The 12,912-nt window shown below is 71.3% G+C and carries 16 protein-coding genes; 9 read left to right on the forward strand and 7 right to left on the reverse strand.

The window, feature by feature from the left end; translation table 11 throughout:
* Nucleotides 1–90: 90 nt before the first annotated feature.
* Entirely contained in the window at nucleotides 91–489 is a 399-nt protein-coding gene (locus AB0C26_RS04435) for a DUF1707 domain-containing protein (RefSeq protein ID WP_360241347.1), read from the forward strand.
* Here the strand turns inward: AB0C26_RS04435 and AB0C26_RS04440 are convergent.
* Nucleotides 486–1,397, reverse strand: coding sequence for an SDR family NAD(P)-dependent oxidoreductase (locus tag AB0C26_RS04440; protein ID WP_360243521.1), 912 nt, complete (start codon nucleotides 1,395–1,397; stop codon nucleotides 486–488). The genes AB0C26_RS04435 and AB0C26_RS04440 overlap by 4 nt on opposite strands.
* Nucleotides 1,398–1,478: 81 nt before the next feature.
* Here AB0C26_RS04440 and AB0C26_RS04445 point away from each other — a divergent pair, with 81 nt between their 5' ends.
* Entirely contained in the window at nucleotides 1,479–2,174 is a 696-nt protein-coding gene (locus AB0C26_RS04445) for a TetR family transcriptional regulator (protein ID WP_360241350.1), read from the forward strand.
* A gap of 36 nt (nucleotides 2,175–2,210) precedes the next feature.
* Here AB0C26_RS04445 and AB0C26_RS04450 read toward each other — a convergent pair whose 3' ends face one another.
* Nucleotides 2,211–3,125, reverse strand: a complete 915-nt coding sequence (locus AB0C26_RS04450; protein ID WP_360241353.1) for a YegS/Rv2252/BmrU family lipid kinase — start codon at nucleotides 3,123–3,125, stop codon at nucleotides 2,211–2,213.
* A gap of 34 nt (nucleotides 3,126–3,159) precedes the next feature.
* A complete protein-coding gene (locus AB0C26_RS04455; protein WP_360241356.1) occupies nucleotides 3,160–3,738 on the reverse strand; it encodes a GAF domain-containing protein in 579 nt (192 codons plus the stop codon).
* A 148-nt stretch (nucleotides 3,739–3,886) separates the two neighbouring features.
* On the opposite strand from AB0C26_RS04455, the gene AB0C26_RS04460 reads away from it, so the two are divergent.
* The 3 genes from AB0C26_RS04460 to AB0C26_RS04470 are packed head-to-tail and all read left to right on the forward strand — an operon-like array spanning nucleotide 3,887 to nucleotide 7,429.
* Complete coding sequence (locus AB0C26_RS04460; RefSeq protein WP_360241359.1) at nucleotides 3,887–4,726, forward strand: PfkB family carbohydrate kinase; 840 nt, start codon at nucleotides 3,887–3,889, stop codon at nucleotides 4,724–4,726.
* A complete protein-coding gene (locus AB0C26_RS04465) occupies nucleotides 4,719–6,911 on the forward strand; it encodes a glycosyl hydrolase family 65 protein (RefSeq protein ID WP_360241362.1) in 2,193 nt (730 codons plus the stop codon). Before AB0C26_RS04460 ends, AB0C26_RS04465 begins: the two co-directional genes overlap by 8 nt.
* Nucleotides 6,908–7,429 (forward strand): DUF1697 domain-containing protein, encoded by a 522-nt coding sequence (locus tag AB0C26_RS04470; protein WP_360241365.1) that lies wholly within the window; start codon nucleotides 6,908–6,910, stop codon nucleotides 7,427–7,429. The genes AB0C26_RS04465 and AB0C26_RS04470 overlap by 4 nt, the downstream gene beginning before the upstream one ends.
* A 4-nt stretch (nucleotides 7,430–7,433) precedes the next feature.
* On the opposite strand, the gene AB0C26_RS04475 is transcribed toward AB0C26_RS04470, so the two are convergent.
* Nucleotides 7,434–7,913: a YcxB family protein gene (locus tag AB0C26_RS04475; RefSeq protein ID WP_360241368.1), complete on the reverse strand. Its 480-nt coding sequence runs from the start codon at nucleotides 7,911–7,913 to the stop codon at nucleotides 7,434–7,436.
* 73 nt (nucleotides 7,914–7,986) lie between these two features.
* Between AB0C26_RS04475 and AB0C26_RS04480 the strand changes: the two genes are divergently transcribed.
* The 3 genes from AB0C26_RS04480 to AB0C26_RS04490 are packed head-to-tail and all read left to right on the forward strand — an operon-like array spanning nucleotide 7,987 to nucleotide 9,927.
* Nucleotides 7,987–8,535 carry a helix-turn-helix domain-containing protein gene (locus tag AB0C26_RS04480; RefSeq protein WP_360241371.1) on the forward strand — a complete coding sequence of 183 codons (549 nt, stop codon included), beginning with the start codon at nucleotides 7,987–7,989 and terminating at the stop codon, nucleotides 8,533–8,535.
* Nucleotides 8,535–9,743, forward strand: coding sequence for an MFS transporter (locus tag AB0C26_RS04485; protein WP_360241374.1), 1,209 nt, complete (start codon nucleotides 8,535–8,537; stop codon nucleotides 9,741–9,743). The genes AB0C26_RS04480 and AB0C26_RS04485 overlap by 1 nt, the downstream gene beginning before the upstream one ends.
* 58 nt (nucleotides 9,744–9,801) lie before the next feature.
* Nucleotides 9,802–9,927: a hypothetical protein gene (locus tag AB0C26_RS04490; protein ID WP_360241377.1), complete on the forward strand. Its 126-nt coding sequence runs from the start codon at nucleotides 9,802–9,804 to the stop codon at nucleotides 9,925–9,927.
* Here AB0C26_RS04490 and AB0C26_RS04495 read toward each other — a convergent pair.
* The 3 genes from AB0C26_RS04495 to AB0C26_RS04505 are packed head-to-tail and all read right to left on the reverse strand — an operon-like array spanning nucleotide 9,924 to nucleotide 12,234.
* Nucleotides 9,924–10,553 (reverse strand): glycosyltransferase family 2 protein, encoded by a 630-nt coding sequence (locus AB0C26_RS04495; protein ID WP_360241380.1) that lies wholly within the window; start codon nucleotides 10,551–10,553, stop codon nucleotides 9,924–9,926. The genes AB0C26_RS04490 and AB0C26_RS04495 overlap by 4 nt on opposite strands.
* An 8-nt stretch (nucleotides 10,554–10,561) precedes the next feature.
* The gene (locus AB0C26_RS04500; RefSeq protein ID WP_360241383.1) at nucleotides 10,562–11,149 is read right to left on the reverse strand and encodes a YdcF family protein; all 588 of its coding nucleotides are present in this window, start codon (nucleotides 11,147–11,149) and stop codon (nucleotides 10,562–10,564) included.
* Entirely contained in the window at nucleotides 11,131–12,234 is a 1,104-nt protein-coding gene (locus AB0C26_RS04505; protein ID WP_360241386.1) for an MBL fold metallo-hydrolase, read from the reverse strand. The genes AB0C26_RS04500 and AB0C26_RS04505 overlap by 19 nt, the downstream gene beginning before the upstream one ends.
* A gap of 90 nt (nucleotides 12,235–12,324) precedes the next feature.
* Between AB0C26_RS04505 and AB0C26_RS04510 the strand changes: the two genes are divergently transcribed.
* Entirely contained in the window at nucleotides 12,325–12,903 is a 579-nt protein-coding gene (locus AB0C26_RS04510) for a hypothetical protein (RefSeq protein ID WP_360241389.1), read from the forward strand.
* The last annotated feature ends 9 nt before the right edge of the window (nucleotides 12,904–12,912 follow it).

The following is a 12,912-nucleotide window of genomic DNA, read 5'->3' on the forward strand; positions in this document are numbered from 1 at the left end:
GAGTGAGCGGGGCGCCGGGCGAGCCGAAGCTGTCTACTCTGGCCGGGTGAGGCCCGGAGCCGTCGTCCAAGCCGCTCGCCGGTGAGTGCGATGCCGCATGAGCCGGAGCCGTCGCCCGACCTGCTGATCGGTGAGCCCGAGCGTGACTCGGCGCAGGAGGCGCTCGAAGAGCATCTGGCCGAGAAACGCCTGCCTTCGCCCGAGTACGAGCGGCGCGTCGCAGCCGTCCAGCAGGCCCGGACCCGGTCCGAGCTGGCCCTGATCTTCGCCGACCTGCCGCTGCCTCACCCCGAGCTGCCGCCCTCGGCGCCGCCCGATCCGGACGAGGACAACCCGCCACCGATCTTCCTGGTCGGCGTGCTGACGCTCGCCCTCGGGCTGCCGGTCGCGGTGGTGCTCGGTTTCGCGTACGGCCTGTGGTGGACCTTGGCCCTTCCGGTCCTGGCCACCGTGGCGATGGCCTACGTCGAGCACCTGCGCTCCCGTTAAGCGGGCACCACGCTCGGGAACGTCACCCCGGTGAGGTCTTCGGACACCGCCCACAGCCGCTGCTGAACGGCCACGTCGTACGACTGCCGGCTGGACGTGACCAGCCGGGGGTGGCCCTTGATCTCGTAGCGCCCACCGGGCCCGTAGTACTGGCCACCCAGCGCGGCCGGATCCGTGGCCGCGCGCAATGTCGGCAGCGCGCCCATCGCCGGCGGCTGGGTGATCAGCGGGGTCAGCCAGGTCAGCGGGATCCGCAGGGCGGCCGGGCTGTTGCGGGCGAGTTCGGTGCTGGACAGGCCGGGGTGTGCGGCCAGCGCGACGGTGGTGCCGTGCGCGGCGAGCCGGCGCTGCAGCTCGTACGTGAACATCAGGTTGGCCAGTTTGGACTGGCCGTAGGCGGCGGTCCGGCTGTAGGACCGTTCCCAGTTCAGGTCGTCGAAGTGGATGGCGGCCCGGATCCGGTGGCCGGTGCTGCTGACCGTGACCACGCGGGAGCCGGGCACCGGCAGCATCCGGTCGAGCAGCAGCCCGGTGAGCGCGAAGTGCCCGAGGTGGTTGGTGCCGAACTGGGCCTCGAAACCGTCGCGGGTCGTCTGCTTCGGCGTGTACATCACGCCGGCGTTGTTGATCAGCAGGTCGATTCCGGTGAAGCGGGACCGGAGGGCCGCCGCCGCGGTCCGGACGGAGTCGAGCGAGGTCAGGTCCAGCGCCTGCACGGAGACGTCGCCGCTCATGCGGGACGCGGCCCGCTCGCCCTTTTCGATGTCGCGCACGGCGAGCACCACCGTCGCTCCGCGCTCGGCGAGCGCCTTGGCGGTCTCGTACCCGAGCCCGGTGTTGGCCCCGGTCACCACGGCCACTCGCCCGTGCTGGCTCGGAATGGCGGCTGTCGTCCACTTTTCGCTCATCTCGTTTCCCATGCGATGAACGCTAAAGTACCTCCGGTACGTTGTCAACGTACCGGAGGTACGTAAGTTAAACTGGCGATCATGACCTTCCAGCGGGCGCGAACCGAGGAGCAGCGGGAGATCCGCCGGCGGGCGATCCTCGACACGGCCTCGGCCATGCTCGGCGAGATGCCGGTGGCCGCGGTGACGTTGAACGAGCTCAGCCGCCGGGTCGGCCTGGCCAAGCCGAACGTGCTGCGCTATTTCGAGTCGCGCGAGGCCGTCCTGCTGGAACTGCTGAACCGCTTCCTCGAGGAGTGGCTGACCGAGCTGTCCGGAGAGCTGGCGGCCGGCGTCGACGACCAGGGGCCGATGGACGAGCGGGCCACGGCGGTGGCCGCGGTCCTCGGCCGCTCCCTGGCCGAGCGGCCGGTGCTGTGCGACCTGTTCGGCGCGCAGGGCAGCGTCCTCGAGCACAACGTGTCGGTCGAGGTGGTCGCCCACTACAAGCGCGTCTCCCTCGAGCGCCTGACCACCATGACCACCCTGCTCCGCGAGCACCTGCCGGAACTGGGCGACAACGCGACGTTCTTCAGCCTGCAGGCCATGCTCACGGCGGGCATCCTGGCCGCGTACAGCACGCCCCCGGCCAGCCTCCGGGCCGCCTACGAGGCCGAACCGGAGCTGGCCCGCTTTCACCCGGAGCCGGGGCCCTACCTGGAGCAGGCCCTGACCGCGACCCTGCTGGGCACCCTTCCCCGGCCCACTTCGGCCGGCGCCGAAGCCTCTCGGCCCTGAGGCCCATCCGGCGGATCACGCGGCCGGGCGCACGCGTCAGCGCTGGTCGGCTGACGCCCGAGGGACGCACACCTTCACCGCGGCCGGGGCGACCTTGGCCGTGAAGGTCTTCGTCTTCGTCCGGGCGCCGCCGTCCAGCTCGTACTCCATCTTGGACTTGAGTTTGACCTCGACCCGCCGGGCCCGGGTGGTGCGAACGAACGGGGAGCTGTCGCTGCGGCCGACCGCCATCGTGCCGAGGGCGCGGGCCCACTGCAGGGCGCCCTGGGCCGTGGCGACGCCGACGTCGAGCCAGCCGTCGTCCGGTTTCGCGTCGTCGAACGCCTTGATGCCGCCGGTGATCTTGCTGACGTTGCCGATCAGGACGCAGCTGGCCTCGTCCTCGAACCAGTCGTTGCCGTCGATCTTGATCAGGGCCTTCGGCGCCTCCCCGTTGACGTGGCGGACGCCGGCCCACACGTACGCCAATTTGCCCAGCCGGTCCTTCATGTTGCGGTCGGCGTCGCTGATCATCGCGCCGTCGAAGCCGACGCCGGCCATCACGCCGAAGTACTCGCCGTTGAGCTTGCCCAGGTCGATGCGGCGCCGGTCGCCGTGCAGGGCGATGTCGACGGCCTGCTCGAGATCGGTGGGGATGCCCAGGTTGGACGCGAGCAGGTTGCCGGTGCCGGCCGGCATGATGGCCAGCGGGATCTTCGAGCCGCCCTTCTCGCGGGCCAGGACGTCGATCGAGCGCTGGACCATGCCGTCGCCGCCCCACACCACCAGCAGATCCGGCTTGGCCTTGACGACTTTCCGGACCTGGTCGGGGGCCTTCTTGCTCTTGGGCACCTCGAACCACAGCAGGTCCTCGACGCCCGTGTCGGTGAGGCGGCGGCGGAGCTCGTCCAGGCCGCCGCCGAACGTCTTGCGCTGGTGCGCCACTACAGCGATCGTTCGGGGGGTGCTCATGGGCAGCGCACTACCCGTATCGACGAAAACGTAATCAGTTGACGGTTTCTCGCATGCGCTGCTCGGCGGCCGCGCTGCGGATGACCATGAGGCGCAGCTCGAGCTCGTCCGAGACCATCGAGGCGAGGTGCTCGAGGGCCTTGAGCTGGCGCGGGTTGGCCTCGCGGGGCTTGTTGTCGATCACGTTGACCGTGCCGAGACGGTAGCCGTCGTGCGTCCGGATCGGCGCCGCGGCGTAGAAGCGCAGGCCCAGCTCGCCCCGGACCAGCGGGTGTTCGAGCGTGCGGGGGTCGACCGCGGCGTTGTTGATGACGTACACGTCGTCCTGGGCGATCACCGACGCGCACAGGCCCGGCTCGCGGCCGACCTGGCGTACCCCGCTGAGCCCCTGGCACGCGGCCAGCCAGACCCGGTCCTGTTCGACCAGCGAGACGGTGGCGATCGGGGTGTCGAAGATGGCGCCCGCGACGAAGGCGATCCGGTCGTACGCGTCCTCGACCGGCTGGTCGACCAGCCGGTAGCGGCGGACGGCCTCGAGACGGGCCTGCTCCTCGGGGTTGATGTTGTCCAAGTATTCGTAGGCGTCCGACGACACCGGGCTGCTGCTCGTCATGGCTGCTCCTCGCAGGTGGCTACGATGCCTGGAAGCCTAGAAAGGGCATTGGTGTCCCGCAATGCCCTCGGTGGCCGGATCGGCCGCCGATCCTGTGAAGAGGCTGGGATGTCGCACATTCTGTCGGTCGGCGGGGTATTGGTCGGGCGTGACGCCACCAACCGCCGCCGTGATCGGACAGCTCGCCCGCGACCTCGTATTGACCGTTGACGAACTCCCGGACGTCGGTTCCTCGGCCGCGGCGACCAGCCGCCGCGAGCAGCTGGGCGGCAAGGGCGCCAACCAGGCCGTCGCGCTGGCCCAGCTCGGGGTGCGCCCGTCGCTGGTCGCGGTGGCCGGCGACGACGTGATCGGCGACGTGCTTATCGATCAGGCCCGGCAGGACGGCATCGACGTACGCCGGGTGGTGCGCCGGCGCGGCGCGCTGACCGGCCTGATCGTCGAAATTCTCGAACCGGGGTCGCACTACCGCTACGTCGAGCACCTTCCGCCGGAGGTGCTGCTGACCGAGGACGACGTGCTGGCCGCGCGGGACGTCATCGCCGGCGCCGACGCCGTACTCGTGCAGTTGCAGCAGCCGTTCGAGGCGGCGCTGGCCGCGGCCCGGATCGGCCATCAGGCCGGCAAGCTGGTCGTCCTCGACGGCGAGGTGAAAGACCGGGCGATTCTGGCGTACGCGGATGTGGTGCGCGCCGACGAGAAGGAGGCCGACGGGCTGGACGCCGGCGTCCTCGACGGCGGCCCGTCCCTGCTCGCCCTGGCCCGGGAGGACGGCAACCTTCTCATCTGGAAGGACGGCCAGGCGACGATCCCGCTGACCGACGGCGAGCCGGTGGACACCACCGGCGGCGGCGACTCCTTCACGGCCGCCCTGACCGCGACCCTGCTCACCGGCGGGTCGTACGAGGAGGCCGGCCGCCGGGCGACCCTGGCCTCCGGCGTCACCGTCATGCACGTCAGCGGGCGGCCGGACCTGCGCTATGTCTGAGATCGGAGCGGCCGAGCCCTGGGCCGTACGCGAGACCGCCCTGCCCGGCGACGACGGACTGCGCCAGGCCGAGTCGATCTTCGCGCTGGGCAACGGCCACGTCGGCCTGCGCGGCAACCTCGACGAGCCGCACGCGGGCGGGATGCCCGGCACCTTCCTCAACTCGCTCTTCGAGGAACGGGACGTCACCTACCCCGAGGCCGGGTACGCGTTCCCGGAACGCACCGAGACGGTGGTGAACGCGCCCAACGCGAAGCCGATCGCGCTGCGCGTCGGCGATGATCCCTTCGACGTACGCACGGGGACGCTGACCCGGCACGAACGGGTCCTCGATCTGCGGGCCGGCACGCTGACCCGCGAGGTCGAATGGACCTCACCCTCCGGAGTGGAGGTGCGGGTACGCAGCGTACGGCTGGTCTCGTTCCCACGCCCCTCGGTGACCGCCGTCCGCTACACCGTGCGAGCCGACGCGCCCCTGACCGTCGAATCCGATCTGGTGGTCAACGAGGCCCTGCCCGCGGAACGCGACGACCCGCGGGCCAGCGCGATCATCACGACGCCCTTCCGCAGCGTCTCCAGCGACCCGGACGTGCTGGTTCACCGCACCCGCCGCAGCGGCCTGCCGGTCGCCGCCGCGGTGATCCATACCGGTCACGAGGGCACCGTCGTGACCTCGCTCGACCTGATCCGGTGGACGGCCACCGGGCACGGCGAGATCAGCTTCGACAAGTTCACCGCGTACCGCTGGAACGAGGACGACCTCCGCGGGCAGGCGCTGAAGGACCGGGACGCCGCCGCCCGCGACGGCTTCGACGTGCTCCTGGCCGAGCAGCGCGACTACCTCGACGAGTTCTGGGACGGCGCCGACGTCGAGGTCGACGGCGACCCCGACATCCAGCAGGCCGTCCGGTTCGGGCTCTTCCACGTCCTGCAGGCGGCGGCCCAGGCCGGCCCGCATCCCATCCCGGCCAAGGGCCTGACCGGCAACGGCTACGACGGGCACACCCTCTGGGACACCGAGACGTACGTGCTGCCGGTGCTCACCTACACCCATCCCGACTGCGCGGGACTGGCCCTGCGCTGGCGGCACAGCACCCTCGACCAGGCCCGCGCCCGGGCCCGTGAGCTGCGCCTGGACGGCGCCGCCTTCCCGTGGCGCACGATCAGCGGCCCCGAGTGCTCCGGCTACTGGCCGGCCGGCACGGCCGCGCTGCACGTCAACGCCGACATCGCCGACGCGGTGCTGCGCTACCACGCCGCGACCGGCGACGAGGACTTCATGCGCTCGGCCGGCAAGGAGCTCCTGGACGAGACGGCGCGCCTGTGGAAGTCGGTCGTCTACTTCGACGAGGAGCACGTCGGCCACATCGCCGGGGTCACCGGGCCCGACGAGTACACGGCGCTGATGGACGACAACATCTACACGAACCTGATGGTGGAACAGAACCTGCGGGCCGCGGGCTCGCCCGTACGGCTCCATGTGCCCTATGACGAGCGGCGGGAGGTCCACGATCAGTCGGCCGGCTTCACCCGGCTGCCCGCCTGGGATTTTTCGGACGACGCGTATCCGCTGATGCTCCATCACCACTACCTGAACCTCTACCGCAAGCAGGTGATCAAGCAGGCCGACCTCGTACTGGCGATGATGAAGCGGCCCGACGCGTTCACCCTGGACGAGAAGCGCCGCAACTTCGCGTACTACGAGGCCCGCACGGTGCGTGACTCGTCCCTGTCGGCCCCGATCCAGGCCGTGCTCGCGGCCGAACTCGGCTACCTGACCCGAGCCCACGAATACCTGGCCGAATCGGCGTTGCTCGACCTGCGCGGCAGCGGCGAGTCCGGCGGCGACGGCCTGCACATCGCCGCCTGCGCCGGCGCGTGGACGGCCCTGGTCATGGGCTTCGGCGGCCTCCGCGACCACGACGGCCGGCTGTCCTTCGCGCCGCGCCTGCCGCCCCGGCTGACCCGCCTGGCCTTCGGCCTGCGCTGGCGCGGCTGCCGTCTCTCGGTCGCGGTCACCCCCGATTCCGTGACGTACGCGGCCCGGCACGCACCCGTCGAGTTCCGCCACCAGGGCGAGGACGTGCGGCTGACCGCCGGCCAGGAGAAGACCTTCACGCTGGACCCGATCGAGGAGCTGCCCGCCCCGCCGACCCCGCGCCCACCTCGTACGATCAGCGAATGACGGTCTGGGTGGCCCTGCTGCGGGCGGTCAACCTCGGCACCCGCAACAAGGTCCCGATGGCGGCCCTGCGCGCCGAACTGGAGGCGGCCGGCCTGCCCGGCGCGAGAACCCACCTGCAGAGCGGCAACGTGGTGGTCCGCTCCGACCTGGACGTCGGTCCCATCATCCACAAGGTCCTGCGCGAGCGCTTCGACCTGAACGAGCCGGTCATGGTCCGCAGCCACGCCCGCCTCATGGAGATCATCGCCGCCAACCCGTTCCCGGCCGCGGCGACGTCACGCCCCACGTTCCTGCGGGTGGTCTTCCTGGCCGACCACCCGCCGGCCGCCCGCGCCAAGCTCCTGGAATCCCACGACGACGTACGCCTGCTCGACCGCGAGGTCTACATCGACTACCGCGATCGCGTACACGGCAACCCGGTCAACGCCGCCATGATCGCCCGCCGCCTGGACCAGCACGGCACCGAACGCAACTGGGCCACCATCACGAAGCTGGCCGAGATCGCCGCCCTGCTCTGAGGCGCTAACCGAAGACGGCGGGGTTGGCCAGGAAGAACTCGTTGAGGGTCCGGCGGTCGGCCGGGGCCAGCGCCTTGCGGGGTACGCGCAGGTAGCGGCCGCCGCGGAAGTGGATGATCCACGTGGAGGGCCAGCGGTCGACCCGGGTGACGTCGGTCCACGGCAGGTCGGTGCGGCCGGTGGCGGTCCGCTCGGTCATGCCGGTGGCGCCGAACTCGTACCGGAACGGCTGGGCGTACGCCTGGTGCCGCAGCGCCCAGCTGATCAGCACCATCAGCTCGAAGAACGCCGGGATGACGAGGAAGAACACTCCCATGCGCAGAAACGGCGGGTCCGGGTTCTCCGCGATCAGTGTCTGCACCGCCCCGATGACCAGGAACGCCAGCGGCAGCGCCCGCCCGATGGTGGGCCGAATACCGTACGAACTCAAAGCCATCTTGCGATAGATCCCGTACGTGATGTGGATCTCCCCCGTCAACACCATGCGCGGCAGTATGCCACCCCGGCCATCGGCCGTGCTCTTGCAAAGAAACCTTTGCAAATTTATCTTTGTATCCATGATGGACGACGACGAGACGGTTGCGCTGGACCCGCGAACGCTGCGCGGGCTGGCCCATCCCTTGCGGGTACGGCTGTTGAATCTGCTCCGCGAGCGCGGGCCGTCGACGGCCTCGCGGCTGGGCGAGCAGCTCGGGCAATCGAGCGGCGCCACCAGCTACCACCTCCGGCAGCTCGCGGCGTACGGCTTCGTGGTCGAGGACGCCGGGCGCGGCACCGCCCGGGAACGCTGGTGGCGGGCCGCGCGCCGGCGCACGGTGCTGACGCCGGAGGAGAGCCGGCAGTCGTGGGAGCTGGCCGAGGGCTACCTGCGGGCCGTGGCCCAGGCCGACTTCCAGCGGACCGAGGCCGCCATCGCCAACCTGCCGGCCGTGTCGCGCGAGTGGCAGGACGCGCTCCACCTCGGCACCGACATCCTGCGGCTTCGTCCCGAGCGGGCCGCCGAGTTGCGCGAGCGGATGTCCGCCCTGGTCGCCGAGTACGGCGGCGACGACGGGGACGGCCGCGTGGCCGTGCAGCGGCAGATCCTTCCGCTGAGCGACGGCTGATGCGGCGCCCGCTGGCGAGTCTGCTGGTCGCCGAGGCGGTGTCGCTGGCCGGCAGCCATGTGTCCAGCGTGGCCGTCCCCTGGCTGGTGCTGACCACCACCGGGTCGGCGACCCGGATCGGCACCGTCGCGCTCGCCCAGACGCTGCCGTTCGTGCTGGCCGGGATGTTCGGCGGCCCGCTCGTCGACCGCCTCGGCGCCCGGCGGGTGGCGATCGTGTCGGACGCGGCGAGCGCCGCCGTCGTCGCCCTGGTCCCGCTGCTGCACGTTCTGGGCCTGCTCTCGTTCGGGCCGCTGGTGGCGATCGTCGCGGCCGCCGGCGCCCTGGGCGGCGCCACCAACACGGCCAAGCGCGCGCTGCTCCCCCAGGCCGCCGGGGACACCCCCATGGCCCGGGCCACAGCCCTGTTCGACGGCATCGGCCGGGCCGCCATCCTGGTCGGCCTCCCCCTCGGCGGCGTCCTGGTCGCCGCCATCGGCCCGGCCGCCGTCCTGGCCATCGACGCCGCCTCGTTCGCCGCCGGCGCAGCGGTGATCGCCGCCGGAGTCTGCGGTCCGACCTCGGTGAAAACCGGCGAGCCCGGAGAGAGCTACCTGGCCTCCCTCGCCGCCGGGTTCGCGTTCCTGCGCCGGGACAAGCTCTTCGCCCTCATCGTCGGCGTGCTGTTCTTCACCAATCTGGCCGACCAGGCGTACAGCATCGTCTTCGTCCCGGTCTGGGTGCGCGAGTCCGGCGCCGGCCCGGCCGTCCTCGGCCTGCTCGGCGGCGTCTTCGGGCTCGGCGCCGTCGTCGGCTCGCTGCTCTACGCGGCCCTGGCCACCCGCCTGCCCCGGGTGCCCACCTTCGCCGTCTGCTTCCTGCTCGCCGGTTCGCCCCGGTTCTTCGCGCTCGCCGCCACCGGCCGCCTCTGGCCGGTCCTCGCCATCGCCTTCGGCGCCGGCCTCGCGGTCGCCGCCGTCAACCCGATCCTGATGGCCCTGGGCTACGAACGCGTCCCGGCCCACCTTCGCGGCCGCGTCCTCGGCCTGGCCGTGGCGATCGGCTTCGCCGGCGTACCCCTCGGCGGTCTCCTGGGCGGCCTCGCCGTCGACCACGCCGGCCCGCGCCCGGCACTCCTGCTCGCGGGCGGTCTCTACCTGGCCGTCTCGCTTGTGCCGTTCACCCTGGCGCAAAGACGGATAGACGACAGGAGCTTGGTGCCCGGCTAGGCGCTATCCGCCCACATATCCCCTGGTCCGCACCCTGGCCGGGCCCCACACTGGCGCCATGCCGTCACGTCAGAGGTCCCGGCCCGTACGCCGGGAAAGCGCAAGCACCGCCCGGCTGATAGTCGGTCTGCTCCTGGTCCTCGGCACCCTGTTCCTCGCCGCCTACACCGTCGCCACCGGCTAGAAACGCAGCAGCGACCGATAGACGCGCACCGCGTCGCCGACCGGGCCGAAGTGGGACGACGCGTTGTCGTTCAGGTACGTCGTGGCGATCTCCACCTGCGAGTACGGGTGGCCCTCGCGCGCCGCCTCCATGAGCACGTTCATCTCGTACTCGAAGCGGTCGCCGGGCACCGTGAGCAGCCACGGGATCAGGTCGCCGGGGAATCCGCGCAGGCCGGTCTGGGTGTCGCGCACCGAGCGGCCGGTGGTGGCCCGGAACAGCAGCCGTGTCACCGCGTTGCCGATCCGGCTGCGCCACGGCATCCGCCGGACCCGCCGCACGCCCAGCACCATGTGGCCGCTCTGATCGACGAGTTCGGCCACCCGCCTGATGTCCGCGATGTCATGCTGCCCGTCCGCGTCCGCGCACACCACCGACGACCCCGGAAAAGCCGAGGCGACATGCCGGAGTCCCGTACGCAGGGCCGCGCCCTTCCCCAGGTTGCGCGGGTGCCGCAACACCGTGCAGGGCAGTCCGGTGACCGGCGGCGTGCTGCCGTCGTCGACCACCACGACCGGGCCGTCGGCCTGGGCGATCAATTCGGGCAGATGGGACGAGGGCTGATATACGGGCAGCAGCAGGACCATGCCGGCCTCTATACCCCGCGCCGCAACAACGCCACCATCCGTCGCTCGCGGCGGAGCAACTCCTGCGGATCCCGTACGCCGAGGAAGCCGATCCGGGACGCGGCCCTGATCCCGTACTCGTCGAGCGGCGGCGAGCCGGCGGCCGGAATGCCCAGAAGGGCCCCGCCGCGCAGCCCCAGGACCTTCCCGGCCAGGTACCGCACGCGCGGCAGATGCCAGGCGTGGGTGACCACCCCGAGCGGCCGCGACGGGCCCAGATCGAGCCCGTCCAGCAGCCCGTCGGCCTGGATGTGCAGCAGGTTCTCCAGCGTGCTGCGCGAGCGGCACTCCGCGCGCAGCTCGGCCACCTCGCCCAGGCCGGCCTCGCGGGCCGCCTCCAGCATCAGCGTGGCCTCGCGGCAGGCCGGCGGCGGTTCGGCCGCGCCGTCGCGGACCTGCGCCCAGCCGCCGCTGAAGATGATCCGCGACGGCCGGCCGCCGGCCTCGACGTACGAGATCGCCGCCCGCACCCGGGCCAGGCTGCCGGGGGTGAGCCCCGCGGGCGTCACCCCGTAGCCGAGCACCAGCAGCGCGACCGCTACGCGATCTGCTGCCACCAGCCGTCCACCGCCGGCGGGTTGTCGACGTCGACGCGCTCGCCCGGGCGCGGGACGGCCAGCCGTACCCCCCGGGCCTTGGCCTCGGCCCACGCGCGGTCGGCCGGCTCGGGCCACTCGTGCAGGGCCAGGTTGAACGTCGCCCAGTGCACCGGAATCATCAGGGCGCCCTGGACGTCGACGTGGGTGGCGACGCCGTCCTCGGGCACCATGTGGATGTCGGGCCAGGCGTCGCCGTACGCACCGACCTGGATCAGCGTGACGTCGAACGGGCCGTGCTCCTCGCCGATCCGGGCGAAGCCCGGGAAGTAGCCGGTGTCGCCCGAGTAGAAGACCTTGCGGTTCGGTCCCTTGATGGCCCAGCTGGTCCAGAGCGTCTCGTCGCGGCCCAGCCCTCGGCCCGAGAAGTGCCGGGCGGCGGTGGCCACGAACTCGATACCGGCGACCTGGTGGGTGTCGTTCCAGTCCATCTCGACGATGCGGGTGGCCGGCACGCCCCAGCGCTCCAGGTGGGCCCCGACGCCCAGCGGGACCAGGAACGGCGCCGCCTGCAGGTCGACGAGGTTGTGGATGGTCTCCATGTCGAGGTGGTCGTAGTGGTCGTGCGAGATCAGCACCGCGTCGAGGGGCGGCAGGTCACGCAGCGCCACCGGCGGCTCGTGCAGCCGTTTGGGGCCGGACAGGCGCGAGGGCGAGCAGCGTTCGCTCCAGACCGGGTCGAGCAGCACCCGCTTGCCCTCGATCTCGACCAGCGCCGACGAGTGCCCGTACCAGGTGACGTGCAGGCCGTCGGCCGTGGCGCCCGGGTCGGGAGTGACCAGCGGGATCGGCTGGTGCGGGTGGCGGCCGTCGCGGTCGCGCAGGGTCGCGGCGAGCAGCCGCGGCATCGAGGAGAACGTGATCTCGGTGGCCGGCACGGTGTTACGGAACTTGCCGTCGGCGTACTGCGGGGAGGCTTGCATGCGGGCCAGCCGCTCGCCCTTGGCCTTGGCGCCCATCTGGCGGGGTATGTCTTTCGCCACCCAGACCGCCGCCGCGCCCAGAGCCAGCGCGATCAATGAACCCGTACGTCCTCGTTTCGCCATTGACCCAGTCTGACCTCCAGGCCAGGGGTGCCGCCACCGAGGTGCTCAGGTTCCCCACAGTATTCGCCGGGTATGACACACTCTCTCGCCGTGACTGTCGACACCCTTCAAACTCAGCAGCAGCTGATCGTCCGTCAGCGCGTCCGGCTGATGGTCAACCAATACGAGATCCACGCCGTCACCCCCGACGGCCAAGAGGCCGGCATGCTCGCGTTCGCTCAGCAGAAGCGGATGGCGTTCAAGGAGCAGGTCACCCTCTACAGCGACGACACCAAGTCGGTGCCGGTGCTCGGCTTCAAGGCCCGCCAGGTGATCGACCTGGGCGCCACCTACGACGTGGTCGACGCGAACGGCGCCCCGATCGGGCTGTTCCGCAAGAACTTCAAGGAGTCGCTGCTGCGCTCGACGTGGCACCTCGAGCAGCCCGGCTTCGGCGAGATGATCGGCCGCGAGACCAACGTGTGGGTGGCCGTCCTGCGCCGCTTCGTCGACAGCCTGTCCTGGCTGCCGTACCACTTCGACTTCGTGATCGCGGACCGCCCGGTCTTCTCGGTCGTGAAGAAGTGGGGCCTGCGCGACAAGTACGTCGTCACCATCCACGACCCGCGCGTCGACCGCCGTCTGGTCGCCGCCATGTCCGTCGCGCTGGACGCTCTGCAGGCCAGGTAACCTTCGCGG

The organism is Actinoplanes sp. NPDC048796, from assembly GCF_040650035.1.
Taxonomy (GTDB): Bacteria; Actinomycetota; Actinomycetes; order Mycobacteriales; family Micromonosporaceae; genus Actinoplanes.

Bases quoted from the DNA above. Each gene is read 5' to 3' on its own strand.
- AB0C26_RS04490 (WP_360241377.1), top strand. From the start codon at position 9,802: ATGCCGTCACGTCAGAGGTCCCGGCCCGTACGCCGGGAAAGCGCAAGC.
- AB0C26_RS04495 (WP_360241380.1), bottom strand. From the start codon at position 10,553: ATGGTCCTGCTGCTGCCCGTATATCAGCCCTCGTCCCATCTGCCCGAA.
- AB0C26_RS04470 (WP_360241365.1), top strand. From the start codon at position 6,908: ATGACGGTCTGGGTGGCCCTGCTGCGGGCGGTCAACCTCGGCACCCGC.
- AB0C26_RS04450 (WP_360241353.1), bottom strand. From the start codon at position 3,125: ATGAGCACCCCCCGAACGATCGCTGTAGTGGCGCACCAGCGCAAGACG.
- AB0C26_RS04485 (WP_360241374.1), top strand. From the start codon at position 8,535: ATGCGGCGCCCGCTGGCGAGTCTGCTGGTCGCCGAGGCGGTGTCGCTG.
- AB0C26_RS04455 (WP_360241356.1), bottom strand. From the start codon at position 3,738: ATGACGAGCAGCAGCCCGGTGTCGTCGGACGCCTACGAATACTTGGAC.
- AB0C26_RS04440 (WP_360243521.1), bottom strand. From the start codon at position 1,397: ATGAGCGAAAAGTGGACGACAGCCGCCATTCCGAGCCAGCACGGGCGA.
- AB0C26_RS04465 (WP_360241362.1), top strand. From the start codon at position 4,719: ATGTCTGAGATCGGAGCGGCCGAGCCCTGGGCCGTACGCGAGACCGCC.
- AB0C26_RS04480 (WP_360241371.1), top strand. From the start codon at position 7,987: ATGATGGACGACGACGAGACGGTTGCGCTGGACCCGCGAACGCTGCGC.
- AB0C26_RS04505 (WP_360241386.1), bottom strand. From the start codon at position 12,234: ATGGCGAAACGAGGACGTACGGGTTCATTGATCGCGCTGGCTCTGGGC.
- AB0C26_RS04435 (WP_360241347.1), top strand. From the start codon at position 91: ATGCCGCATGAGCCGGAGCCGTCGCCCGACCTGCTGATCGGTGAGCCC.
- AB0C26_RS04475 (WP_360241368.1), bottom strand. From the start codon at position 7,913: ATGGTGTTGACGGGGGAGATCCACATCACGTACGGGATCTATCGCAAG.
- AB0C26_RS04445 (WP_360241350.1), top strand. From the start codon at position 1,479: ATGACCTTCCAGCGGGCGCGAACCGAGGAGCAGCGGGAGATCCGCCGG.